Origin of the sequence: Spirosoma fluviale (genome assembly GCF_900230225.1) — a bacterium.
Classification (GTDB): domain Bacteria; phylum Bacteroidota; class Bacteroidia; order Cytophagales; family Spirosomataceae; genus Spirosoma; species Spirosoma fluviale.
On sequence record NZ_OCNH01000002.1, the window covers coordinates 928,129 to 952,837 of the forward strand.

Consider the following 24,709-nt stretch of genomic DNA (forward strand, 5'->3'; position numbering starts at 1 on the left):
ATACAAAGTTCTCTCCTCATTCGTCCGGGTTTTAGCGCGGATGTACGTGTTTTATAAATGCCGTATATTTCCGTGTATCAGTGAGATACGCGGGGGAAACTACGTAGAGACGGGCTTTACCCCTCCGCCCGCAATACGTCCAGCGGTGGCCTGACCAGTACTTCGCGACTGTTGAAAACGCCGATTACTACCGTCAGCGCCGTGACGGTGAAAGCAACAACGAGTAACGGAAGTATGCTGGGCTGGTAGGGAACTTCGAAGACGAACCGGGCCAGACTCCACGTGCTAACCAGCGAAAGTAAAATGCCTGAAAGTGCAGCCAGCAAGCCCAATAACCCGTATTCCAGCGCTGTAATCCGCAGAATCTGTCCACGGCTGGCACCGAGCGTCCGCAGCAGAACACTCTCGCGGAGCCGCTGGTATTTACTGATAACGACCGAACTGGCCAGTACCAGCAGACCCGTCAGTATACTGAACAGTGCCATGAATTGAATCACAAACGAAATTTGCCCCAGAATCTCGTCGACTGTTTTCAGGATCAGACCGAGGTCGATGGCCGAGACATTCGGGAAGTTACTGACCAGAGCACGTTGTAATACGGCCGAGGTCTGGTTGTCCGGTACGCGGGTCATCAGCACGTGAAACTGCGGTGCCTGCTCCAGCACACCCGACGGAAAGACGACCAGAAAATTGGTTTGTACCCGGTTCCACTCTACCTCACGGGTGCCGCCCACAATGGTTTGGATGGGCGCGCCCTGCACATTAAAGTTAAGCGTGTCGCCCAGCTTAAGGTGCATCCGGTCCAGAAAGCCACTCTCGATCGATACATAAATAGCCCCGTTTTTCTGGTAAGGCGCTTTCCCTGAAACTAGCTTCTCCGACGAGATGAGCGTGTCGCGATACGTGACTCGGTACTCGCGGGTGAACGCCCAACTGGGGGTCTTGGCGGTCGTGTCTTTGGCATTCTTACGGTCAGCGTTGGTGGTTCCGTTAATGTCGTTCAAGCGCATAGTCACCACCGGAACTTCCTGCAAAATGGGTAGTTTCTGTTTCGTTACCAGCGACCGGATACCCGCAATCTGCGTATTCTGAATATCGAACAGCACCATGTTCGGCTGTTTACCGCTGGCTGATAGCTCCACGCGGCCCAGTAATAGGCCCTGGGTGAGGTAAAGCGTAGCAATCAGGAACGCGCCTAACCCGATGGACGTGACAAGAATAAGCGTCTGGTTGTTAGGACGGTACAGGTTAGCTAAACTTTGCCGCCAGACGTAGCTCCATGATGCCGGGAAGAACTTACGTACCAGCCAGATGAGCCCAAGACCAAGCAGGGTCAAAATGCCGAAGGCAACCGCCAGACCTCCCGTAAAGCCAACCGCCAGCATGAAGTTTTTGGTTTGCAGATACGCAAAGCCGACAATGAACCCAAGCACCAGCAGGTAAACCAGCCACCGGAAGGGGTCACGGTTACTCAGATCGGCTTCGTACGAACTTCGGAGCGTTCGGAGGGGCGACACATTGCGAATGGCCAGCAGGGGAAGCAGTGAAAACAGTACCGAGATGAGTACTCCCGTACCAATGCCGCCGAGTATGGCCGAGCCTGACAGCGACGTTTCGACCGTTACCGGCAGGAAGTTGCTGAACACACGAGGGAGGACCAACTGCACAGCCGACCCGGCCAGCGCACCAATAACCGCGCCCAGCAGGCCCATAAGTGCTGTCTGGATAAGGTAGATAAGGAACGCCTGTCGACCGCTGGCACCGAGTGTCCGCAGAATAGCCACCGACGTTACCTTTTCTTTCACGTACAACTGCACCGCACTCGCCACGCCCACACAGCCCAGCAGTAACGCCACAAAGGCCACCAGACTCAGGTATTTGGTGAGGTCAGCGAAGGAGCGGCCGGTTTGTTTCTTACGTCCATCAACGGTATCGTAGCTAATGCCTTCTTTGTCCAATCGGGCCGAGATGGTTTTAACGTATTTTTCAACATCTGTGCCGGGTGCAAACTGGTAGTAATATTTGTATGCTACCCGACTGCCGCGTTGCAACAGGCCGGTACTGGCCAGAAACTGGTTGGGAATAAAAACGGTGGGTGCCACCGTGGCCGCAATAGCCGCCTGTCCGGGTGTTTTAGTGACCCGCCCGGCAATCAGGAATGATAAATTTCCAACCCGAACGGAGTCGCCGGGTTGAGCACCAAGCTGGACCAGCAGCCCATCATCCACCAGCGCCACCCGCTGGGTCGCCTGCCGAAACGCCTGAACGGCCGACGCAGGCTGCACCTCCCAGGTGCCGTAGTAGGGGAAATTTCCTTCCAGCCCTTTTACCTGCGCCAGTCGGACGCCCCCCGTTTTGGGTGTAGACACGAGCGAGGCAAACGAAACTTCGTAGGCCCGGTCGCGGCCGAGTGTCTTTGCCAGTTTTGCCGTTTTTGGGGAGGGTGGTCGGCTCCAGGAAAACGTCAGGTCGGCACCGAGCAATTCGCGGGCCTGGTCGTCGATACTGCGGGCGAGGTTATCGCCGAACGAGTTGATGGCTACTAAAGCGGCAATGCCCAGCACAATGGCCGACATAAACAAAAGTAACCGCTGTCGGCTCCGGCGGCTATCGCGCCAGGCCATTTTAAAAAGCCAGGAGGTGTTCATAATTTTCAATGGGTGAATGATAGAATGAGTGAATAGGCTGCGGCTTTACTTATTCTATCATTGAATCACTCTCTCATTCACTAATTCTTCTACGACCGTTCCGCCTTTAATTCGGATGACCCGTTGGGTGCGAGCGGCCAGTTCCATATCGTGCGTGACCAGAACGAGGGTTGTTCCGGCTTCGCGGTTGAGTTCAAAGAGCAGGTCGACAACCGTGGCGCTGGTATCGGCGTCGAGGTTGCCGGTTGGTTCATCGGCAAAAAGCAGTTTGGGCCGGTTGGCAAAGGCACGCGCCAGCGATACCCGCTGCTGCTCACCCCCGGAGAGTTGAGTAGGGTAGTGGTGCCCGCGCTTACCCAGACCCACGCGTTCCAGCAGAGCCTGAGCGGCTTTAGCGGCTCCTTTCTCACCACGAAGTTCGAGCGGTACCATCACATTTTCGAGAGCGGTGAGCGTAGGCAGCAACTGAAAATTCTGAAAGATAAAGCCAACGTACTGGTTGCGAATAGCCGCCCGCTGGTCTTCGTTGAGGGTATCCAGCCGAACATCATTCAGATAAACGCTACCCGACGAAGAGCGATCCAGGCCCGCGCACAAGCCCAGTAAGGTCGTTTTGCCGCTGCCCGATGGGCCAACGATGGAAAATGTATCGCCGGGTTCGAGGGTGAAGTTGACGCCGTGTAACACGGTTAGATCCTGACCCCCACTCGAATAAGTTTTCGTCAGATTTTCGACGCGAAGAATGCTCATGGAACAAAAAAGGGTTGTTGCGACTTTTTAAACGCAAAGACGCTAGGATAACGCAAAGAGCGCAAAGTAATCTTGGCGCTCTTTGCGTTTAATTAACTGATGTACTCTTTATGAAGTTCTGCGTGAATACTAAATCACTCCATTCTGTGATAAACGGGTTGCTGCTGGTCTTAACGGTCTGGGGTTGTGGCTCATCCGATACCAAAACGAACGACAGTGCCACGAATGCATCCGCGCAACAGGCTAAGGCAAAATCGGACGTTCCAGCTAAAAAACAAACCATACTGTTTTATGGCAATAGCCTGACGGCTGGTTATGGGGTAGAGCCGTCGCAGGCGTTTCCGGCTCTGATCGGCAAAAAGATCGACTCGCTGAGTCTGAATTACACTGTTGTCAATGCCGGATTAAGTGGCGAAACGACCGCCGGTGGCAAAAGCCGAATCGGTTGGGTACTGCGCCAGCCGGTAGCTGTCTTTGTACTTGAACTGGGCGGTAACGATGGACTGCGTGGCCTTCCGCTGGCCGATACCCGTAAGAATTTACAGGCCATCATGGATACCGTTCGGCTAAAGAGCCCGCAAGCTACGATCGTGCTGGCAGGTATGCAGATTCCGCCCAATATGGGCACGAGTTATGCCAAAGAATTTCGGGGGTTGTATAAAGAACTGGCCGACAGGAATAAGGCCGTGCTGATTCCGTTTTTGCTCGAAAACGTTGGCGGGATTCCTAAATTGAACCAGCCCGATGGTATTCACCCGACACCCGCCGGGCACAAGATCGTGGCAAACACGGTCTGGGGAATTATTCAGCCTATTTTGAAATGAGGGTTTACGTATCGCGGTTCTTCAGCCCGCGTAGCCGAAGGCTAAAATAAGACCCTAAATTTTTAGCCTTCGGCTACGCGGGCTGAAGAACCGCGCTACGTAAATCAAAACGGGTAGCCAACGCCGATGTTGAAGACCAGATTTTCCTTTCGCCAGGTTGGGCTACCAAAGGCCATCTTGTCAATGACCCATTCGCTGCCTTCCGTTTGGTAAGGTTTGCGAAGTGGGGCGGCCACATCGAGCCGCACCAGAAAGTAAGATAAGTCAAGCCGGATGCCGACACCCGCACCCACGGCGATCTGTTTATAAAATGTTTTTGAGAATTGAGCCCCCTCCCCAAAGACATCGGTGTTGGCATAAGTCCACACATTACCTGCATCGACGAAAACAGCTCCTTCAAGGTACTTGTTGAGTTTTGCCCGTATTTCTGTATTCGCTTCCAGTCGAATATCGCCACCGCCATCCTGAAATAGAGGCAGGTTCCGGATGGTATCGCGGGTGAACAGCCCTGGTCCGATTGCCCTTGGCCGGAAAGCCCGAATACTGTTACTACCACCCACAAAATATTGCTTTACGAAGGGTAGTTGAAAGCCTTTGGAGTTGCCATAAGTGATACCAAGACCAGCGAAAAGGCGGTTGGCCCAAGTTATTTTCGGGGTTAGCTTGCGATACAACCGACCGTCAATATCGAACCGAAGATATTGAGCGTAGGGAACACCAAAAATGCCGCTGCGGTCATCGTTTTCAAGCGGCTTTTTAAAGAAAAGACTTGCCAAGTTACCCGCTGCTTCGATATTAGCGGTTATTCGAAACGAGGTTGGCGAAAGCGAACGAACAGGCGAATTAAAGTTAAACGTATAGAGTGAACTGAGAATAAGCTGGTCGGAACGGAAAACGGTGTTTATATACTGCTGCTTGACAAGAGGGCTCACAAGGGTATCTTCAAGTATCTGGTAAACCCGGCTATTTAGCGAAGGTTGCGGTACATATACATAGTTAATGTTAAACGGCTGAAAGACGTGTTCAATCTGCTGGCTCTGACGCCAGGCATAGCCAAACGTTGTCTGCGCGGAATTGATCCGGTATAAGTCTCCCCGAATAATGGTTTGATAACCGACGGTAATGTTTGTTTTCGGTAAAGCCTGTCGCTGGTCGTACTTAAACCGATAGGGAGATACCAGGCGGGGGAAGCTCAGCGTAGCGTCGGCCCCAAACCGGTAATTGGTAATCCCTTCCCCCGCGGACGCTATTTGAAATTCAATCCCGGCGTTGAGATTGATGGTTAGTAATTCGGCCCGACGCAGCGCATTGCGGTTCCGCCAGCTCAACGTGAGCTGCGTACCGTTGAAGTTGTTGGAACGTGACGTACCATCCAGCTCGGCTCGTACAGATTTGGGCGGAGAAGGGGTCAGGTAATAATGAACGTCCAGCACGGCAGTGTCGCCCTGTTGATCGGGCTCGAACCGGTTTCGGACGAATTTAAACGCGCCTACATTGATGAACCGGGATAGGGTAAGGTCCTGCATACGGCTATTGTAGCGCTGGCCTGGCCGCACAGTGACAATATCCCGAAACAATTTATTGTCGAATCGGCGGGTAGAGTCGATCACCTGGAACTGCTCGTTCGTTTGGAAAGCCTGTCGCCGGTTGGTGTCATTTCGGGCCGTCGACAAATTATAATTTGAGTAAATAAATACGTCACGAATAAAATAGGGTACGCCAGCGGCTTCGGGCATTTCGGGCTTAATGGCAAAATAAAGTTTCGTTCGGTGCCGCGCCGTATCGTTGTCGGCAATGACGGCAATGTAATCGGGCAGGAAATAATAGAAACCGCGCTGCTTGATGAACTGGCTGATGCGCTCGCGTTCCAGCTTGATGTTCTCGAACAGATACGGGCTTCCTTTTTTGATGACCGTTCGGCGCGCCGAAGCTAGTAATGCTTTCCGGACGGGAGTCGAGTCGGTCAGGAAACCGGTGGAGTCGATAAAAAACCGCTCTTTCACGTTAACATCGTAAACGCCCCGTGCTTTGTAGCCATCTTCAACAATCTTACCCGTAGCATCGGATCCAAAATAGCCCTGGTTTTGCAGGGTTGCCTTAAAAACAGGAATGTTAGACGAAATAGCTTTGGCACTGGCCAGTACGGGCTCCTGTCCGAACTTCCGGCGAAACCAGGACCGAAAACCGTTCGGCTTTTTGGGCTCGCCAAATAAGTAATAGAAACCTACCTTATACGGATAGCCGAACAGCTGTTTATTGGGCCGGGGCCGTCCCTGTTCTTCCAACTGAGTTTTCAGACCAGCCTGCTCGGTCGAAGAAATGGTGGAGTCGGCATGGATATTTACATCTGTGCCCATGTATAACCGCTCATTGGCTGGTAAGTGTTTGGCAATGTTACAGCCACTAAGCAGCCAGATAGAAACCGGAATCAAAAGTACCGCCGATGGGCGACGCCAACCGGTTGTTGCCCGTTGCCCTGTTGAAGGGGAAAAGATGTGGAAGCTTGATTTTATGGTTGATAAGAATGTCATAACGAGTTAATTCAGCGATGCGCCGGGCGACGACTTTCGGAAAATTTCGGATAGTGTGTTGAAATCCATTGAAATAATGAACCCAACTCCCGTTTCAATAATGTAGCCATCCAGTACGGCCTGGTAGTCATTGCGACGGTACGCCCGTAGTACATAACGACCATCGCGGGTAATGTTGTAGTTAGCCGATATGTTGTCGAAGACCTGGTTCTGGCTGGGGACAGCCGCGTTGGCCGAGTTATCCAGCACAAAGTTTTTCCCTACCGAAACGGTTACCCGACCCGACAGAAAACTCTTCGAGAGGCCAACGTTCAAATCCGTTCGGCTGCCGTTGGTGGTGCCGCCCGTGTTGGCGCTGCCCGCCTGGGAGAGTAAGTTAAAGTCGACATCGAAGCCTTTCAAGACCCCCGATGCTAACCTGCCCAACTGATCTGAAATGAGTTTACTAACGCTGCTTCGGGCAATGTTCTCGGCCTGGGTGTTCAGGCCACCGTTATCTGATCCCGAGAAGAAGTCAGACGAGTTTTCGGGCAGGAAACGATTCAGGATCAACAGGGCAAATACTTGTTTGTTGATCTGGGCGGGGTCCTGGCGGAGCGTTCGAAGCTTTGTTTCAACGCTTGTAGCGAGGGAGTTGTCCGATCCTGCGCTGTTGTTTTCTATCTCCGGAGCCCGAATGTCGAAACTCAGTTTGGGAGCGGCCAGGTTGTCGCTGATGGTCAGGTCGACTTCAAATGGAAGCTTACGCTTGAGGGAAGCTGCATCGAGTGCGTTCGACTCACTGCCGATCAGATCTGAGGGAGGAGCCGATACTTTGTAGACGGCCGTCATGTTAATGTCGGCTTTGAGCGGATCGCCGGTGAAGTTGATATACCCGCCTTTCTGAAGTTCAAACTGTCGTTTCAGCACTTGGTAGGTGAGCGAGTATTCGCCTTCGGTCACTTCGTACCGGCCTAGCACAGTTACTTCGCCGGAGGCCGTAACACCCACGTTGAGCCGGGCGTTGCCCCGAGCGCGGAGGTAATCGCCGTTCAGTTCATCCACCACAATCGTTAGTTCCGATTTTTCGTCGGCTTCCAGATCGACCGAAATGGTAGAGTTGCTCAACTGCTCAAACGCCAGCCGCGGCCCCAGGGTATCCGGTTTCGGCTTGTATAAATACTTGACCAGCGCCAGCGAATCGCTGTGGTTAATGAAGGTTACAATCTCGTTGGCTTCGTTAGCACCGGCTGCATCATCGGGCAGCACCATAGCTATTTTACTGCCATCTTCCAGCCGGACGGTTCCATTGACAGACGCATTGGAGCCTGCTCCCTTAATCCGGAGATCGGTGGTTACGGCGGCCTGTCCATAGGCGTAATCGTTGTCTTTCCGGCTTGCGTTGAGCACCTGGAAATGGTCGGCCCGAACGCGCAGGTTGTACGCGGCATCCGGCAGGTTTTTGAGCACAACGGTACCGTCGGTCGTGAGTGTTCGGCCCTGTTCATCGCGCAGGTTGAAGTCGCTCAGTGTGATGGTCTGCCCCGAAAAAGCCAGTTTCTCGTTATCTATATTATAGGTTGCATTAAGTTGCTTGATGTTGAAGCCCACGGAATCGAAAGCGACACTACCGCTCATCTGCGGATTATCGACCGCCCCGGCAACGGTGAATTCACCCGTAAGCTGCCCCTTTGCCTGCCGCAGTTCGCCAAAGCTGAACGCTTCGATGGTGCGGGCATCCAGTCGATTCAGCTTAATGGCCAGATCGAGCGCTTGTTTGGCATTTTCGGGATTATAAAAGCCAGTAACGGTGGCATCGTTGTAAGGCCCCGCCAGAGCGGTATTTACGCCAATGCGTCCGTCGGCATCGTTGCGGAAGCGGGCCGTGAGGTTGCCAATGGGTTTGCTCATCACCTTCAGGCTATCGACGTAAACGGAGCCCGTAAAGGCCAGCTTACTATCCTGGCTCATGTAATCGCGCACGATCACTGTTCCATTGAGCTGTCCGCTGGCCAGCGTGGTATCCTGATTGGCCAGCCGGGCCAGATTGCCCAGTTCAATGGCGCGGGCGGTAACGCGGATGGGCGCATTGCTGTACTGCTCCGTACTACTGATTTCAAGCGACTGCTGTTCGGTTTCGATACGTAGCCGGTTAATTAATACGCCATTGCTGCCGTACTGGGCAAAGCCGGACGTATCTGTTTGCCAGCGTTGATAATTGGTCAGCAGTCCGTTAGGCGCAAACTGGAATCGATAGGTGGAGTCAATCACGGTGAGCGTTCCCGCAAGGCCGTGCAAATCCTGATTGATGGAGTCTTTATTGATAACCGAGAATCGGAAGCGATTATTGGCCGCAATCCCGTTGATATCCGTCTGCCGAATTGTAATACCCTCATAGAGTACGCCGTCGATACGCCCATCTACTTTCAGCTGATTGTTAGCCCCCCGTATGGCCAGTGTACTGCCCTGTAAGGTGGTCGTGTCGTACACGACAACACCGGTTCGCAGGGTGGCCGATAAAGTCGTATCTTGAGTGTTATCAAGATAGGCGTTGAATCGAACCGTATCCATGCGGGTTAGGGCCGGGACAAAGGCCTGAAACAATGGATTCTGGTAGGCTTTCATCGCCAGTGTAAAGGCATGAGGGGGCGGAATCCGCTTATATGTCAGCGAAGGCAGGGCAATGTATTGGCTGATCTCTCCGGCAATGATATCATACAACTGTGCATATTCGAACTGGCCGTTCAGTCGGAGTTGAGCACCCGGTAGCCGGGCTACTACGTTTTTGGTAGTACCATCGACGCCCAGTTTGGCGTAGAGCGAATCGACTGGGTAGCTTTTGCCGTTCAGACTAATAACCGCATCACTCGCCGAAACAGTACCAACGGGTTTCGCCGGGTCGGTGGAGGTCATATCGAGGTTGATCTTTCCTTTCAGCGACAGCGGGTCTTTATACAGTTTTAATTGTTGAAGATTCAGTTCGTTTATGACTGTCTGACCCGCTACGCTCGGAAAATCACCTTTCAAACTGGCCTTAATGTCGAGTGCTACGTTGGCGTTTGGATCTTTAAGAGCACCCACCAGGTTTAGATTACCATTGGCCAGCCGACCTTCAGCGTCGAGATTCTGGTAGCGGTATCCGTTCAGGTCGGCCGATTGTATGGCCAGATCGAAGCGGGTGGTCAGCGTATTTACGTCGATACCACGCCCGTCGACCGTAGCGCGTCCGGTGATTTTTCCAACTGTGCCCGTTTGTTTAAGCCACTTGCCTGCATCGAAATCGTTCAGGTTCAGCGTGCCTTTGTACGTCTGGTTTTTACCCGCTACGAACCCGGCAAGTCGGCCATCGAACCCGGCGGTACCCCAGGCGGTGTTCAATTTCGCATCCAGAACGAGGTCGTTGAGAGCGCCTTTGAGTTTACCCGTCAACTTGAAGGAGGGGGGCAGGGCAATGGACGAAGGGATTGTTCCTTTGGGCACCAGTTTGTTAATGTCGGCCAGATTCGTCGTAGCATCCTGAATGGCCATGTCGACCCCAATTCGGTCGGGGTCCGTTACGTTGGTTAACCGGCCACTGGCGCGAATCCGGGTTCCGGAAAGCATATCGAACTCCAGGCGGGGCAGGTTCAACGCGGCCAGTGTACCCGTTGCCTGAGCGTTGGCCCGGAAAACGCCCCCTTTATTCCCGGCAAAAGGCGGTGTATCGGCCAGGAAGGGTGCCAGTTGAAGCACATCCTCAACCGACAATCGGCTCTGGCGCAGGTTTACCCGAACGGCCACCCGCTTTGCAAAGCGTGGGTCTGCCAGTTGCCCGAGCGAGTCGTACCGAAGCACCAACTGATCCCGCAACAAACTCGTTGGCGTTTGCACGTAAAGTTTGGTAATCGTTGTGGTGGTGTCGGTGTATAAAATGTTGCCTTCGAGTTGCTGAAGAACGAAGCCACTGGTGGCCCGAAACTTCCCATTACGCAACTGGCCACTAATCTTCTGACCCCGTTTGCCCAGATCTTCGTAAACGAGGAATCGACCGTCGATACCCAGGTTCTGTAGATCGAGATGGCTGTAATCAAGTCCCGTTTTCTGACGTGGGGCGGTTTCATCGTCGTAGCGAATTCGGTTGTTGGCAAACCGGACGTTCGTTAACCGGGCCTGCCAGCCGGGCGTAACCGCCGAAGCCGCCGTGGGCTGAGACGTAGCGGCCGGTTTTTTGGTTGGCTTTGTCAGGGTAGCCGCCACATCGGCATTGGCCAGGTCGAGGGATTTGATGCCTATTTTTTCGCCATCAAGGTAAAAGTAATCCGATTCCATGGCCAGTCGCTCGGCGCTGCCTTTGGTTTTGAAATCGGCGGTTTCAACGCGAATGTCCCACTTAGCCCGGTTGATCTGCCACTTTCCCAGAGCCAGATCGAGGGTATCGCCGGGTTTGCTGGGCGCACTGGGTGGCGTTGGTAACCCCTGGTACAATCGGGTATACACGTCAAGTCCGTTTACGCTCACATCCGACAAATGGTATTTCGAGGTATTTACGTCCGTCGCGCTGAAGCCCGCCCGCAGGCTGTCCATATAAGCATTGACATCGGCCCCGGTAACGTCGTCTTTATACTTGATCCGTACATCTTTCAGGGCAATTCCCGTCAGGTTAATGGCCATCGGAGTCGACACTGTGTCGGATGGTTCGGGGGCGCTTCCCGTGTCGAACGCATCGAGAATGTACTGGAAATTAAAGGATGGCGGTCCGTCGTTACGGTCCGGTAGTGTTCGGTTGATATTCAGGCGAATATGTTCCAGCTCTACCTGATTGATGGCAACGCGGTTGTTGAGCAAGCCCCACATATCGAGGTCGATGCGCATGCGACCTCCGTTGAGGAGCGTATCGCCTTTGGGGGTTTTAAAGAAAACGTCTTCCAGTTCAATCCAGTCAGGAATGGAATAACGGATACGCCCAATGTGAAAGGGCGATTGAAGTTTTTGGGCAAGATAGGAGTTTACCTGCCGGGTCACCGTTTGCTGTCCCCAGGGTGTTGTAGCAATAATAACCACAAACCCTGCCAGTAACAGCACGATGGCCAGCAAACCAAGTAAAATACGAACAAACAGTTTCGACACAAGACGCTGAGTTTTGGCGGGTAACTAACCGGTTTAGGATCGAATCAGATTACTAATCGCTGCGATTATAACGAGTCAGGTGTAAATATGTTACCTACTGGTTTTAATGCAACCAAATGTCCATAAATATCTTTTATTTATGTAATTGTATAGTATCTGTCGGGAATTTGATCCCCTATACGAATACCGGTCTTCCGCATTTAGTATAACTATACGAAGCTAACCCTTGTTTTGTTGCTAATGTCCCATTTGGTGACAATTTTCCAACCGTCCAGCTTACCCGCCTTTTGTCCGTTCCAACGTTCTTTCTTGAACAAGTTGTTGCAGACCTGAATGACAGGGGGTAATTTTGGCTTTCACCTCTGTTCAAATATGAGCGATCTTTTTACTGCTGAGTCCATCATCAGCTTGCTTACTCTAACATTCCTTGAAATTGTTCTGGGTATCGACAACATCATCTTCATTTCGATTGCGGCTAACAAGCTCGCTCGAAATGATCAGCCGAAAGCGCGGAATATCGGCTTACTGCTGGCTATGGCTTTCCGGTTGGCGCTGTTAATGGGTATTTCGTTCGTTATATCGCTTAGCAAACCTTTCACGCATATTGATGCGGGCTGGTTCAAAGCGGCTCTGACCGGCCAAAGCCTGATTCTCTTTGCGGGGGGATTGTTCCTGCTCTACAAAGCCACCTCCGAAATTCACCATAAGCTGGAAGGGGGTGAAGAAGAAGAAATAGAAGGAGGAGCGGTTAAAGGGAAAGCGACGGTGTCCAGCGTTGTTACCCAGATAGCCATTACCAATATTGTCTTCTCCATTGACTCCATCCTGACGGCCATTGGCCTAACCCAAAACGTAACGATCATGATGATCGCTGTGATTTTATCGGTAGTTATCATGATGTTTTTTGCAGGACCCGTTGGTTCGTTCGTTAATGAGCACCCAACCATACAAATGCTGGGACTGGCTTTTCTGATCATGATCGGGTTTATGCTCGTGGCCGAGGGGGCTCACCTGTCCGAAGTGGTCTTCTTCGATCAGGAGGTAGGCGTTGTGCCAAAAGGGTATTTATACTTCGCCATTGCCTTCTCGCTGTTGGTCGAATTCCTGAATATTCGGTTACGCAAAACGAAGACGCCTGTAAAGCTGCGTGGCTACGAAGGTCGGCCCGATCGCGACGGAATGATTTAGGTTTTGGCGAAGAGAGTGGAGTAGTGGAGTTAGTGTAATGAGTGAAGTGGGTGTAGTAGGTGGAAAAGGATGTACCACTCCACCACTTCATTCACTCCACCACTCCACTCCATTTCACTTCACCAACTCCACCAACTCTCACCACTTTCACTACTAGTAGATTTGCCACTTACCGACCAATTAAACGACATTTTAAACAGCCTCGGCGGTTTCGGCCCGGAGATATGGCTGTCTGTAGCTTTTTGTTTTGTGTTAGTTGCCGAACTTATTCTGGTTCGATCACTAGCCTTACCAAAAGCCCGTTTATACCTGGCTGGACTAAGTGTTACTGTGCTGCTGGTGGCTGGCGGTTGGGCTGTGCTATTACCCACACGCGGGTTTCTGTTCATGCATCTGCTCTTTGTGGATCAACAGGCTATTTTTATTCAGGTCATCGTTGCCTTGAGTGCAGTGAGCGTCGTTCTCTACGAAGCCTTTACGTTGCCCATCAATCAGGCAATCGACCGGCCGAAACTGCCGCTGGAGTGGTACTCCCTGCTGATTGCGATGACGCTCGGATTGTTCCTCATGAGCCTCTCTGTCAACATGCTCAGTATCTACCTGAGCATCGAGTTGGTGTCCATCTGTTCCTATTTACTGACGGCCCTCACCGCCGACCGGAAAGCCTCCGAAGGCGGAATTAAATACTTGCTGTTTGGGGCGATCAGTTCGGCCGTCATGCTCTATGGTATGTCGTTGCTCTACGGCATGACCGGCACCCTTGACCTGACCGCTGAAGCCTTCGGAGCTGAGATGGCCCGGCAGGACGGGGCCGTTGTTGCCGTGGCGATGTTGTTGACACTGGCGGGCTTGTTGTTCAAACTGGCGGGTGTGCCGTTTCACGTCTGGACGCCCGATGCCTACGAAGCGGCCCCCGTGCCGGTAGCGGCTTTTTTCTCGGTAGCTCCCAAAGCGGCTGCTGTGCTGGTATTGCTACGGTTGGTAACCGCCCTGCCCCTGGAAGCGTCGGGCTTCGGTACGACTGTCCTTGTGCTGCAAACGCCACTAGCCGTATTGGCGCTGGCGGGTATTCTGATCGGTAACTTGTCGGCCCTGCGGCAAACGGATGCCAAGCGGCTTCTGGCGTATTCGACCATTGCCCACGCCGGTTTTCTGCTGGTGGGCGTGGTTGCGTTCAACGAAGCCGGTTTCAATGCCGTGCTATTTTATATTGGTACCTACCTGTTTATTTCGCTGTCGGCCTTCTTCCTCATCGATCTGCTGGCCCGAAGCAACGGAAGCCGACTCGCGATCAAAAATTTTGCTGGTCTGGGGGCTAAGCAACCGTTGCTGGCCGTTTCGCTGACGGTCGTCATGCTGGCCCTGACGGGGTTACCGCCAACGGTCGGTTTTACGGCAAAACTCCTGTCGTTTTCCGCCTTGTATGACGCTTATCAGCAGCGTGGCGATGCCTGGCTGCTGGCGTTGTTTGGACTGGGCTTACTCAATGCCCTGGTTTCGCTGGTCTATTACCTCAAAATCCCGTTCCTGCTGTTTTTCCGTACAGCACCTGATTCTTCGGAACAGAACAGTCCGGTCCGCTTGCCCAAAACAGCGGTCTGGGTGGCGGTTGGGCTGGTGGTACCCATCATCCTGTTATTTCTGAAACCTGACCTGCTGCTGCGTTTCCTGGCAAACGGATGAGTGAGTTTGCCTACTGTTTCACCAATCGCTTCTGACTTTCACTTTCTCCGGTTGCCGCCCGTAGTATGTACGTACCCGTTGGCAGGAGTCCGACATCCAGATCTGTTTTTGTTTGACCACGGGGCACCGTCTGGCGGAGTACAGTACGGCCGTTTGCATCGAGAAGTAGCAGTGTAACCGGCCCCGATCCACTCGCGCTAAAGGATACCGTGCAACTCCGTTCGACCGGATTTGGGGTGAGTTGCCAGTCGCCTAAACCCAGGGCCGGATCAACGGCCAGCAGAATATCGATGCGAACCGTTACGGCTGCAGCCGTAGCCGAGCAGCCGTTTGGTCCTGTAACCAGCACCGCGAAACTACCACTTTTATCAGCGGCATAACTCAAGCTTGTAGCGCCCGAAATGGCGGTTCCATCTCTGTACCACTGGTATGTATAGCCGGTTCCTGAATTAGCCAGCAGGCTCACCGTGGAGGGCGCGTAAACTAGGGTGCTGCTTTGGGGCGTAACGGTAGCGGTAACCCCCTCTTTTACGGTCAGTGATACCGGAGCAGAGGTTTTCTGACAACCGTTTAAACTTGCCGCTACCGCATAAGTACCTGATTGAGTAACGGCATAGTTCAGGGAGGTAGAGCCGTTAACTGGGGTGCCATCCATCAGCCATTGGAGGCTGGCCCCCGGGTCTGTAGTAGCTTGTAAGGCAAACGGGGTTCCGGCACAAAAAGCGGCACTGCCCGGTGAAACAGTCGCTTTAGGGGCCGCATTGACGGTAAAAACAGAACTTTCATCACCGTAAACAGTTATGCCCCCTTGGGTAGCTGCCAGCCTGACTTTGTACTGGCTACCGGGTAATTGCGATGGAGATAACCGAAGTGTGGCCTTACTGCTCGCCACCGTACTATTAATAACGGAAAACCGCAACCCCGTCGGGTCGGAGAGTTCTGTCCGGTAGGTAGTGCCGGGTTTGGGGGTGAAGTTGGCTGTAAAGGCTACCGGTATGGTATCGCCGGGGCAATAAAGAGCTTTTGCTAAGGATGACGTTAGTGTACGGGGCTCGTATACGCTCAGCCCGTGGTTCTTGTTCAGAAGCCAGATTCGGTTGTCCGGCCCCACGCGCAGTACCGTGTTGTAATCACTGGGTGCTATGACCGGTTGACTCGACCAGACTTTGCCATCATTTCGATAGAGTGACGTGGAAGTAGAGACGACCAGGTTGTTGTCGGCACTAATGCCCAGTTGCAGGAAGTTCTGAAAATCAGCTCCTGTAATGGTTTTTGACGAGATAGATTCGATAGATTTAGTCGCTGTAGCCAGCTTAACTATACCATTATAGCCACCAGCGTAAATTGTTTTTCCCATTTGGTCGATTAGTATGGAAGCCATGTTCTCGATAGGCAGGTTGCTGAATGCCTCCCAGCGACTGCCATCGAAATGACCTATTCCTGCTTTGCCATAATACCCAATCCAGAGATGATTGCTGGCATCAACTACACCGCCGTAAATTGACCCACTTGCCACCAGATCGGGTGCTTCATAGGTTGTCCAGCGCGTACCATCGTACCGGTACACGGTGTTATAGGTGATCAGGAATAGCAGGTTATTATCCCCGGCCGCGAGGGTTCCGAAGGGGTAAGTAACGCCTGGAGGGTTTGGAATCTGAATCCAGCCGGTTCCATTCTGGGCATAAATGCCATAGTTAGCTAATACATACCCCCGGTTTTGCCGGTTAAATGTGAGTGCAGTCGCCCCCGTTGGCAGAACGGGATTCGTGGCGTTTACAGATACCCAGTTAGTGCCTTCCGTACTTCGATACAATCCTCCTCCGGTGGTCATCCAGGCGGCACCGGTTGTGTCGAAGGCCAGTTGATTTAAACTCGTTGCCGGCAGGTTTGTATTGGCCGGATTTGCAAAGTTCCAGCGCCTGCCATCGCCCCCTGTCCGAAACGAGTTTGACTGCCAGTCCGACTCGGCACCGGCTGCATTAACCTTAACGCGGTAATAATAGGTGGTGTTGGGTTGTAACGAATCTGCAGTGATGACCAGGCCATTTCGTAGCGTAGCATCGCCAAGCTGGTTATAAATCAGTGACTTGTCGAATACCAACGTGGAAAAATCAGCTGACCGCGCCAACTGAATACGGGAGGTGGCTGCTTCGTTTGAATAATCGTACCAGGAAATTGGCACGCTTAATTGATGCAGAACGGCCGACGAACCTGTTGGCGTGGGCCAAAGACCAGCTATTTCTGGCTTCCTCCGGTAGGTACGAAGGGGCGACCAATCGCTTTCCTTACCATCTTTTGTGACTTTTACGCGCCAGTAAATCCAGCAACTGTTTTGGCAATTTCCAAAATTATTGTCGCTCGATAAGTTAAAGGAGGTAACCGAGGCCGACACTGTTTTACTCAGGTAAGGAGAGGCCATATCGGGACTATAATGGGCCTGTACATGGTAGCTCGTTGCACCTTCTACGGGATACCAGCTTACCAAGTTGTTTGCCACATTCTGCGCGCCTGTTTCCGGTTGTTGTAGCGCCGGTGGCCGTAGCGTTGAGCTGTTGGTAATAATTATCTGACCGGAAACCGACCAACTGCTTTCGCCGATGCTGTTCCGGGCTTTTACACGCCAAAAGTAGGATACCCCCGGTATAAGATTCTCTGCCTGAAGCATCGGGTAAATGACGATGGCATCGAGTGCCATACCTGTGCTGAAATCGGCTGATGAAGCAAGCTGTATTCTGTATTGTTCCGCAAATTTGGCTGGGGTCCATTCGAGGTAGGGGTCTGGCCGGGTGGCAGAGCTAACTGTAACGCCCGTTGGTACATCGGGGAGTTGACTGACAGCTTTGCCGGCCAGGGCTATCTCGGCGTTCCGGCGCATAAGTTCGATACAGAGCGGATGAAAACTGGTCTCCTGCTTGCCACCCGTTACGGTGTGGCAGTAACTCATAACGGTGCCAATGCGGGCCATTTGTGGGCCGGTATAGCAACTGCCTTCCGCTTTTCCACAGAAATCGATCGGGCCACCGGGCCAGCTGCAGCTATGGGTATGGGGTGATCCCATCATATGGCCAATCTCGTGGGTAATTGTCGGAATACGGTCGGTAGCGCCGGGTAAGTTATACCCAATAACGGCGGCCTCCGAAAAGCCATTAGACGCTAAATACGCAATACCCGAAGCGACTGGATCGGTCTTGGCAGAATAGCCAATGAGAAAATCGCGCGGTATTGATTTTTGGTTTTGTCGCCACCACTGGGCCATATCGGCCAGGTGAATGCCAATGTCGTTTTTACGGGTATATGGGTCCGGAGAGTCCCAGATTTTGATGTACGTGACAACTAATTTGATGTTCAGATCGCGCTCGAAAACTGCCGAGGACTCCGCAATGGTTTGGTAGACGTACCGCTTGATTTCGGCCGCATCACCCCCGAACGCCCGATAAAGATCATTGTCTACGTCAATGGCTATACGACACTCCAAACGCTGAGTGGCCTGTCGTTGCCCTTGCTTCGATGACCGCCCCAGTGTCTGCATCATTTGTATAATAGCCGGGCTGAGCTGAGTGTCATCCGTTTTGCAACCAAAACGAGGGTCCGGTGCCTGCGCTAGCAAACAGCCGGAAAGTAATAACAGGCATAATGCCGTAATTGCCGTAAAGGGCTGTTGCATACAAATCTATTTGGTGTGGAAATGGAGAGATGAACGAAATGTAACCTATTCATACGGACATTCCTAAAGTGTAAGCCGGTTGATTGATCAAATGGTAGCAAATCAATAGTTTTCGTTTCTTTGTGTCCTGAAACAAGCTGTGTGGTGAGTATGAGTCCGGTTGGTGTCTTAGATATGTCTATTGATGAACTGTTCGATCAGTTCGATAAACTCCGCGTGTTGATTGTTGGCGATGTGATGCTTGATTCCTACGTGTGGGGGCGCGTTGAGCGGATTTCGCCCGAAGCACCGGTTCCCGTCGTAACCGTCGATCGGCGCGAACTGCGTCTGGGTGGAGCCGGGAATGTGTTGCTGAACGTGCAGGCATTGGGGGCCGAAGCTATCATTTGCTCCATTATCGGTACCGATGCACCGGGCGATCAGCTCGAACAGGAGCTCTGCAACCGGGGCCTCAACTGCGACGGCCTCATTCGCAGCACAGACCGGATCACGACCATTAAAGAACGCATCATTGCTGGTTCACAACAGGTGGTTCGGGTGGATACGGAAACTGATAAATACATTACCGCCGACGAGCGGGCGCAACTGATTGACAAAGCGAAAGAGCTGATCCCAACCTGCCATGTCGTTATTTTTGAAGATTACGATAAAGGCGTTCTGAGCAAAGAAGCCATCGCCGAAATCACAAATTTTGCCAACGATAAGGGGGTGCCAACGGTTGTTGACCCCAAGAAACGGAACTTTCTCTCGTACCAGAACACGACCTTATTCAAGCCAAATCTGAAAGAACTGCGGGAAGGCCTGAAAGTAGATTTTGATATTGATAAGCCGGAGGAGTTCCGGGCGGTCGTCAACCAGTTGAAAGAAACCCTGAATTTGAAAGGTGCTCTTATTACCCTCTCGGAGCGGGGCGCTTATATTGATTACAAAGGGGAACGGCTGAAATTACCGGCTCATATCCGGAAAATTGCCGATGTATCCGGCGCGGGCGACACCGTTATTAGTATAGCCGCCTGTTGTGTGGCGTTGAAACAACCACCCCACATTATAGCCGGTTTGTCGAATCTGGGCGGAGGCCTGGTTTGCGAATCGGTGGGCGTAGTGCCTATTGATAAGGGACAATTGAAGCAGGAAGCGAAGGAAAGTTTGTAAGGAAACGTACCTCTGGACTTTAGTCCGGATAGCTACACATTCTATCCGGACTACAGTCTAGGGTACGTTTACATTTCTTTCACAGCATCAACAAAGCACCGGGCTTTGTCGGGGTCCGTATCGGGATAGATGCCGTGGCCGAGGTTGGCAATGTAATGCTGGTGACCGAAGTCGCTGAACATCTGTTTCACCTCCGCCCGAATCTGGGCAAAATCGGCGTACAAGACACAGGGGTCGAGGTTTCCCTGCAAAACGCGGTCGGGGATTAACGCCCGCGATTCTTTGGGGTCCATATTCCAGTCCAGTCCGACCACATCGCAGCTCAGCTGACCAATTTCGTGCCGGGCGAAGAATGCCCCTTTGGCAAAAACGGTTACGGGTACGTCGCGGTCCGGCGTTCCGGCAATCACATCGCAAATTTGCTTGATATAGGGCAACGAAAAGGTCCGGTATTGCTCCGGCGAGAGAATACCCGCCCACGAGTCGAAGATCTGAACCAGATCGACCCCTGCCCGAATCTGCGCCTGTAAATACGCGATGGTGCTGTCCGTTATTTGCTGAAGCAGGGCGTGAGCAAAGTTGGGGTCGGTATAGAGCAGTTTCTTGGCTACCGAGAAGGTCTTTGACCCTTTGCCTTCGGTCATATAGCAGAAAATAGTGAACGGCGCTCCGGCAAAACCAATGAGCGGCACCCGGTTGTTCAGCTCTTTCTTGGTCAGTTTAATGGCATCCAGCACGTAACCCAGATCGCTTTCGGCATCGGCCACGCGCAAACGGCTCAGGTCGGCCTGATTGCGTACCGTCGACGGGAAAACTGGGCCCCGACTTTCGATCATTTCGTAGGGGAGCCCCATCGCTTCGGGCACGACCAGAATATCGGAGAAGATAATGGCCGCATCGACATCGAAAGCATCGACCGGCTGTATGGTGACTTCGGCGGCTAGTTCGGGGGTTTTGGCCAGGGTGATAAAACTCCCGGCTCGCTCCCGAACCGCTCTGTATTGAGGAAGCACACGCCCGGCCTGACGCATCATCCAGACCGGCACCCGCTCGGTCAGTTCACCCCGCGCGGTGCGGAGTAACAAGTCATTTTGTAAAGTCATGGTGCAAAGATAGTCCTGAACCGGGATTCATCGGATTGGAATGATCACTCTGATTACTTTTAAGGAAAGAGCTTTTATTTAGGCTGTATGTTCTAATATTTCCCAATTTTGCCAAAATTAGGAAATCGTATGCCTTCTCTCTTTATCGACGCCGAACGCCTGCGCGACCTCAATAGTGGTCTGGGGCAGGTTTGCTTACACCTGGGCCACGAACTGGTTCGTCAACGCCCCGAGGGTCGCGACGGCGAACCGTGGAAACTGACCTTTCTGGTGCCAAAAGGGAAATCGGGTGTTTTTGGCAACTCGGTATCGTACATCGAAGCGTCGTGGCAACGAAAGCTTCTAATTCCCGGTCAGTATGATGTCTGGCATTGTCTGCATCAGGATTCGGTCTATCTGCCCAATCCGCTGATCAATAAGTCGGCGAAGTTGATGCTGACGATTTATGATCTTAATTTTCTGGAACGAGCCGATTATTCAGCCGCTAAAAAGGAGCGTAAACTGGCCCGGTTGCAGCGAAAGATCAACAAGGCATCGTTGCTGACGGCCGGTTCGGCGTTTACGGCTTCGGTGGTTCGGAAGCACCTGACCATTCCCGAAACCACGCCGTTCGATGTGGTATATACCGGTGTGGCCGTCGATCCGAAAAACACACCGGCCGAGTTACCCGCCGATTCGCCCCTGCACGACTTCACCCAATCTGCTTTTCTCCTGTTTGTAGGGGTCATTCACCCGAAAAAGAACGTGCATACGCTGCTGCCGCTGCTCGAAGCATTTCCTGACTATCGGCTGGTACTGGCTGGTCCCGACCGTCACCCCTACGCGCAGCACATCCGCGAGCAGGCCGAGAAACTGGGTGTGGCCGACCGGTTATTATTGGCCGGGTCGGTTGATGAATCGACGAAATTATGGCTCTACGCCCATTGTGAAGCATTTCTGTTTCCCTCGTTGACCGAAGGGTTTGGCTTGCCCGTTGCCGAAGCCATGACGTTTGGTAAGCCGGTATTCATTTCCAACCTGACGAGCTTACCCGAAGTAGGCGGCAAGGAAGCCTATTATTTTGAAGACTTCGAGCCGGAGAACATGGCCAAAGTACTGCACGACGGGCTGCATGATTTCGGTCAGAATTCCCTGCGCGAGGAACGTCTCCGCCGACGGGCCGCCGGTTTCAGCTGGCCAAGTGTGGCAGCAGAGTACTGGAAGTTGTATGAGGGGTTGTTGGGTAATAAATAATACTATCGGTTTGGGTGAATTTCATACAGTGACTCATACATGATATTGCCGGTTCGCATATACAAGCCAATTGCCACCAAATATAGGAAAATCAACAAAGGTTGAGTTGGGTATGGAATGAGAGGTAATATCCCCAAAAAGCCCGTTACACCTATTCCATAAATAACAGGCAGCAACACAGAATGGCGTGTTATCAGATATAATGCTTCGGTAGGGACATTGTGAATTCCATATCTGAAAACAGTTTTCAGATATGGCCAGACCAGGCCCATAATTAAAACGAAGAAACCCATTATAGTGCCCGTTGCAAAACCAGCGTAGAAGTCGCTATCTAATTCCACTCCATTTGCTGAATCAGGGGCGTAGCCGACAAAGGATAAAAGAATTAAAACAGCACACACTGGCACCGTCTGTCGCCACAACAACGGTTTTTGAAACTGGGTACGCACTGCCTGATACCAACGCTCGTCATAGTGCCGGAAGGTGACCCGGTTGTACTGCCGCTCCATTTTCTGCAATCCCTTACGCCCGCCAAAGGCCTCTTGTGTCGCTGTTAATGCGGTTGCGAAGGTCATGCCCTGCGCCATTCGGTCGAGCAGGGCCGTGGTGAAATGATCCGTGAGTTCCTGGATTAGCTCCTCGTTGGTGAGCAGGTTGGTCTCGCGGAGGTGGTAGTCGAGGGTGGATTGCTGGGCGGACGTAAGCATCAGGTTTGGGCGGAGAAGATGTGTTAGACGTTAGCAAATCCTTGAGTTGATTGCATCTTGTAAAGTTCAATGTAAGTAAGGGTGTACAGAATAGCCACGAAGGCTAGAGCTGCTGACAGGCCCGCGTGCCATTCAAACAGGTATGGTCGATTTGGATACCAGCGAGTACCATCTAAAAATAAGCTGGCAGCCAGCGCGGGCAGTTGGATAACGATTAGGTATAAGTAATTACCATATCTCGCCTGTCGGTACACAACTTCCCGGCGGAGCGAGGTCAGTGTCTGTTGTTTCCTTATCCGTTCTCGCCAAAACAACCGTAATTCGCTGGGGATAAACAATAAATAAGGTACTAAAACGAGGACTACAAACGCCAGCGGTAACGCTCCCGGCGGCACAGCCTTCGCAATAAAATAAGTCAACACACCGATTAGCAGGGTCGTAACCAGCGTAGGCCAGCCGAAATAACGGCGTACGATGGCCCAGTGCTGCACCTGCATTTGCTTCAGCAATAGTTTCTTGTACCGCTCCTGAATGTGAGAAATGCCCTGTCCGCTTCCCAAGCTGATCCACGCTTTTCGGCTGGCCTCTTCAAACGAATAACCTTCGTCTATCCCACGCTCGGTCAGGCTGGCGTAATGGTCCAGTAACTCGTCCAGCACCTCTTTGTAAGAAATAGCCGCGTCTTCAAGCAGGTCCTGACGCAGAATGGTGAGTTGGGCAGAGTTGAGCATGGCTAATTAGTTAAGCAGACTTAGGAAGACGGCTGTAAAGTGACTTTCGTAAAACTTGTTTTAGTGATAATACAATAGCCGCGTAATAAACGAGGCACAGCGTTTCCAACAAGGTTCGCAACGATAGGATTACCGACGCCGGAAGGCTTAAACCGTACGTTGCTAAACCGTATTTATTGAAAAGCAGCAGGGACACACTAAGCAGGTAGACCGCGATAAAAACTGGCGAACTCGGTTGCATAACGGCCTGGCTGACCTCATGTCGATTCTGATAAAAAAAGAAAATACTTTTGGCAATACTCACGAGAACAGAGGCCGTAACAAACAGAAAGCCAACAGCTAATCCGGTTTTTACCATATCCTCCGCACCGAAATACGTGTTGACTATATACAACCCAACGAACAGACCGACGGTAATCGGCCGTTTCGATCCATCCATAAAGGAACGAATCAACTGCCATTCCAACTGTGCATGTTTTCGGTAACTCTGCACCTGATAGTCCTCTTCCATTTTCAGCAACCCTTTCCGTCCGCCAAAGCCGGTATGGATTTCCCGCAGAGCTACGTCAAAAGCCGTACCGCTTGCCAGCCGGTCGCTGATCCCATTGATGTAATGGTCGGTGAGTTCGGTAATGAGGTCTTCGTTGAGCAACCAGTTTTCCTTACGCAGATGCTGGTCGATGGCAGTGAGTTGGGCGGGGGTTAAACGCATTAGGATAGACGAGTAAGCGGTTTGTCAATTGATTTAGCGTAACGGATAAGCATATTCAGTTGAGCATAGACCAGGAAAAGGGTAAGGCAGGAAAGAACGAAAAAAATAGTCTGTTCGCCAGCGGTTAAAGGCGTTTGTTTCGGGGTTATCCAGCCGAAATAAACCAGCAGGCTTGGGTAAACAGAGATCGAAAGAGTAGCGAAAGACCTGGAAAACAACGTTCCTCCCTCCAGCGACCAGGCCACTGGGCGCTTATGCCGCATGTACTGTCCAAGGTGTTTCCCCAGCAGGATGACGACGATCAGGAAAGGGACAACGGAGATAACCAGAATTGTATACGTGATCGTCAGCATAGTGGGAGCCAGCCTCACCAGTGTGTAAATCAACCAGACCAATATGGCTGTTACCGGAAAATTGGGCCATCTAATCAACTGCCGTGCGTACTGTATGAGGCTCTGGTTGTACTGCTTATTGGTGGCTTGAGCCTGTTTGCTTTGTATGTATGTTAGTCCCTGTCGGCAACCGAATTGTCTGCCTACGTCGACCAGTGCTTCATCGAACGATGCCTGATTAGCCATTTGAGCCTCAATGGCATTGGCAAAGTGGTCAACAAGTTCATCATGAACTTCTTCATAAATAATGCCGGACTTTTTCAGGTATTGACTGATGGTGGTGAGTTGGGTAGGAGTGAGCATAGT

At 52.1% G+C, this 24,709-nt stretch carries 15 protein-coding genes; 5 read left to right on the plus strand and 10 right to left on the minus strand.

The window, feature by feature from the left end; translation table 11 throughout:
• Positions 1-116: 116 nt before the first annotated feature.
• Together CRO74_RS14480 and CRO74_RS14485 are read right to left on the minus strand one after the other, a co-directional pair.
• On the minus strand, positions 117-2,624 hold the full coding sequence (locus CRO74_RS14480; RefSeq protein ID WP_097127108.1) for an ABC transporter permease: 2,508 nt from the start codon (positions 2,622-2,624) through the stop codon (positions 117-119).
• Positions 2,625-2,705: 81 nt separating this feature from the next.
• A complete protein-coding gene (locus CRO74_RS14485) occupies positions 2,706-3,398 on the minus strand; it encodes an ABC transporter ATP-binding protein (protein WP_097126750.1) in 693 nt (230 codons plus the stop codon).
• A 110-nt stretch (positions 3,399-3,508) separates the two neighbouring features.
• On the opposite strand from CRO74_RS14485, the gene CRO74_RS14490 reads away from it, so the two are divergent.
• Positions 3,509-4,222 (plus strand): arylesterase, encoded by a 714-nt coding sequence (locus CRO74_RS14490; protein WP_097126751.1) that lies wholly within the window; start codon positions 3,509-3,511, stop codon positions 4,220-4,222.
• 104 nt (positions 4,223-4,326) lie between these two features.
• Here CRO74_RS14490 and tamL read toward each other — a convergent pair whose 3' ends face one another.
• Together tamL and CRO74_RS14500 are read right to left on the minus strand one after the other, a co-directional pair.
• Positions 4,327-6,753: a translocation and assembly module lipoprotein TamL gene (gene tamL / locus CRO74_RS14495; RefSeq protein WP_097126752.1), complete on the minus strand. Its 2,427-nt coding sequence runs from the start codon at positions 6,751-6,753 to the stop codon at positions 4,327-4,329.
• A gap of 6 nt (positions 6,754-6,759) precedes the next feature.
• Complete coding sequence (locus tag CRO74_RS14500; RefSeq protein ID WP_097126753.1) at positions 6,760-11,838, minus strand: translocation/assembly module TamB domain-containing protein; 5,079 nt, start codon at positions 11,836-11,838, stop codon at positions 6,760-6,762.
• A 372-nt stretch (positions 11,839-12,210) separates the two neighbouring features.
• Between CRO74_RS14500 and CRO74_RS14505 the strand changes: the two genes are divergently transcribed.
• Together CRO74_RS14505 and CRO74_RS14510 are read left to right on the plus strand one after the other, a co-directional pair.
• Complete coding sequence (locus CRO74_RS14505; protein ID WP_097127109.1) at positions 12,211-13,026, plus strand: TerC family protein; 816 nt, start codon at positions 12,211-12,213, stop codon at positions 13,024-13,026.
• 162 nt (positions 13,027-13,188) lie between these two features.
• Positions 13,189-14,709, plus strand: coding sequence for an NADH-quinone oxidoreductase subunit N (locus tag CRO74_RS14510; RefSeq protein WP_097126754.1), 1,521 nt, complete (start codon positions 13,189-13,191; stop codon positions 14,707-14,709).
• A gap of 10 nt (positions 14,710-14,719) precedes the next feature.
• On the opposite strand, the gene CRO74_RS14515 is transcribed toward CRO74_RS14510, so the two are convergent.
• The gene (locus tag CRO74_RS14515; RefSeq protein WP_097126755.1) at positions 14,720-18,373 is read right to left on the minus strand and encodes a M12 family metallo-peptidase; all 3,654 of its coding nucleotides are present in this window, start codon (positions 18,371-18,373) and stop codon (positions 14,720-14,722) included.
• Between the two features lie 150 nt (positions 18,374-18,523).
• Here CRO74_RS14515 and CRO74_RS14520 point away from each other — a divergent pair, with 150 nt between their 5' ends.
• On the plus strand, positions 18,524-19,525 hold the full coding sequence (locus CRO74_RS14520; protein ID WP_097126756.1) for a bifunctional heptose 7-phosphate kinase/heptose 1-phosphate adenyltransferase: 1,002 nt from the start codon (positions 18,524-18,526) through the stop codon (positions 19,523-19,525).
• A gap of 68 nt (positions 19,526-19,593) precedes the next feature.
• Here CRO74_RS14520 and hemE read toward each other — a convergent pair whose 3' ends face one another.
• Positions 19,594-20,628: a uroporphyrinogen decarboxylase gene (gene hemE, locus CRO74_RS14525; RefSeq protein ID WP_097126757.1), complete on the minus strand. Its 1,035-nt coding sequence runs from the start codon at positions 20,626-20,628 to the stop codon at positions 19,594-19,596.
• Positions 20,629-20,757: 129 nt separating this feature from the next.
• Here hemE and CRO74_RS14530 point away from each other — a divergent pair, with 129 nt between their 5' ends.
• The gene (locus CRO74_RS14530; RefSeq protein WP_097126758.1) at positions 20,758-21,861 is read left to right on the plus strand and encodes a glycosyltransferase family 4 protein; all 1,104 of its coding nucleotides are present in this window, start codon (positions 20,758-20,760) and stop codon (positions 21,859-21,861) included.
• A gap of 2 nt (positions 21,862-21,863) precedes the next feature.
• Here CRO74_RS14530 and CRO74_RS14535 read toward each other — a convergent pair whose 3' ends face one another.
• The 4 genes from CRO74_RS14535 to CRO74_RS14550 are packed head-to-tail and all read right to left on the minus strand — an operon-like array spanning position 21,864 to position 24,706.
• Positions 21,864-22,568 (minus strand): hypothetical protein, encoded by a 705-nt coding sequence (locus CRO74_RS14535; RefSeq protein ID WP_097126759.1) that lies wholly within the window; start codon positions 22,566-22,568, stop codon positions 21,864-21,866.
• Positions 22,569-22,591: 23 nt separating this feature from the next.
• Positions 22,592-23,299, minus strand: a complete 708-nt coding sequence (locus CRO74_RS14540; RefSeq protein ID WP_097126760.1) for a hypothetical protein — start codon at positions 23,297-23,299, stop codon at positions 22,592-22,594.
• Positions 23,300-23,309: 10 nt separating this feature from the next.
• Positions 23,310-24,011 (minus strand): hypothetical protein, encoded by a 702-nt coding sequence (locus CRO74_RS14545; protein ID WP_097126761.1) that lies wholly within the window; start codon positions 24,009-24,011, stop codon positions 23,310-23,312.
• Positions 24,011-24,706 carry a hypothetical protein gene (locus tag CRO74_RS14550; protein ID WP_097126762.1) on the minus strand — a complete coding sequence of 232 codons (696 nt, stop codon included), beginning with the start codon at positions 24,704-24,706 and terminating at the stop codon, positions 24,011-24,013. The genes CRO74_RS14545 and CRO74_RS14550 overlap by 1 nt, the downstream gene beginning before the upstream one ends.
• Between the last annotated feature and the right edge of the window lie 3 nt (positions 24,707-24,709).

What these genes read in the sequence shown, in the direction of transcription:
- CRO74_RS14550 (WP_097126762.1), bottom strand. Translation starts at nt 24,706, where the DNA reads ATGCTCACTCCTACCCAACTCACCACCATCAGTCAATACCTGAAAAAG.
- CRO74_RS14505 (WP_097127109.1), top strand. Translation starts at nt 12,211, where the DNA reads ATGAGCGATCTTTTTACTGCTGAGTCCATCATCAGCTTGCTTACTCTA.
- CRO74_RS14530 (WP_097126758.1), top strand. Translation starts at nt 20,758, where the DNA reads ATGCCTTCTCTCTTTATCGACGCCGAACGCCTGCGCGACCTCAATAGT.
- CRO74_RS14535 (WP_097126759.1), bottom strand. Translation starts at nt 22,568, where the DNA reads ATGCTTACGTCCGCCCAGCAATCCACCCTCGACTACCACCTCCGCGAG.
- CRO74_RS14485 (WP_097126750.1), bottom strand. Translation starts at nt 3,398, where the DNA reads ATGAGCATTCTTCGCGTCGAAAATCTGACGAAAACTTATTCGAGTGGG.
- CRO74_RS14480 (WP_097127108.1), bottom strand. Translation starts at nt 2,624, where the DNA reads ATGGCCTGGCGCGATAGCCGCCGGAGCCGACAGCGGTTACTTTTGTTT.
- CRO74_RS14490 (WP_097126751.1), top strand. Translation starts at nt 3,509, where the DNA reads ATGAAGTTCTGCGTGAATACTAAATCACTCCATTCTGTGATAAACGGG.
- CRO74_RS14520 (WP_097126756.1), top strand. Translation starts at nt 18,524, where the DNA reads ATGAGTCCGGTTGGTGTCTTAGATATGTCTATTGATGAACTGTTCGAT.
- CRO74_RS14545 (WP_097126761.1), bottom strand. Translation starts at nt 24,011, where the DNA reads ATGCGTTTAACCCCCGCCCAACTCACTGCCATCGACCAGCATCTGCGT.
- CRO74_RS14515 (WP_097126755.1), bottom strand. Translation starts at nt 18,373, where the DNA reads ATGCAACAGCCCTTTACGGCAATTACGGCATTATGCCTGTTATTACTT.
- tamL (WP_097126752.1), bottom strand. Translation starts at nt 6,753, where the DNA reads ATGACATTCTTATCAACCATAAAATCAAGCTTCCACATCTTTTCCCCT.
- hemE (WP_097126757.1), bottom strand. Translation starts at nt 20,628, where the DNA reads ATGACTTTACAAAATGACTTGTTACTCCGCACCGCGCGGGGTGAACTG.
- CRO74_RS14540 (WP_097126760.1), bottom strand. Translation starts at nt 23,299, where the DNA reads ATGCTCAACTCTGCCCAACTCACCATTCTGCGTCAGGACCTGCTTGAA.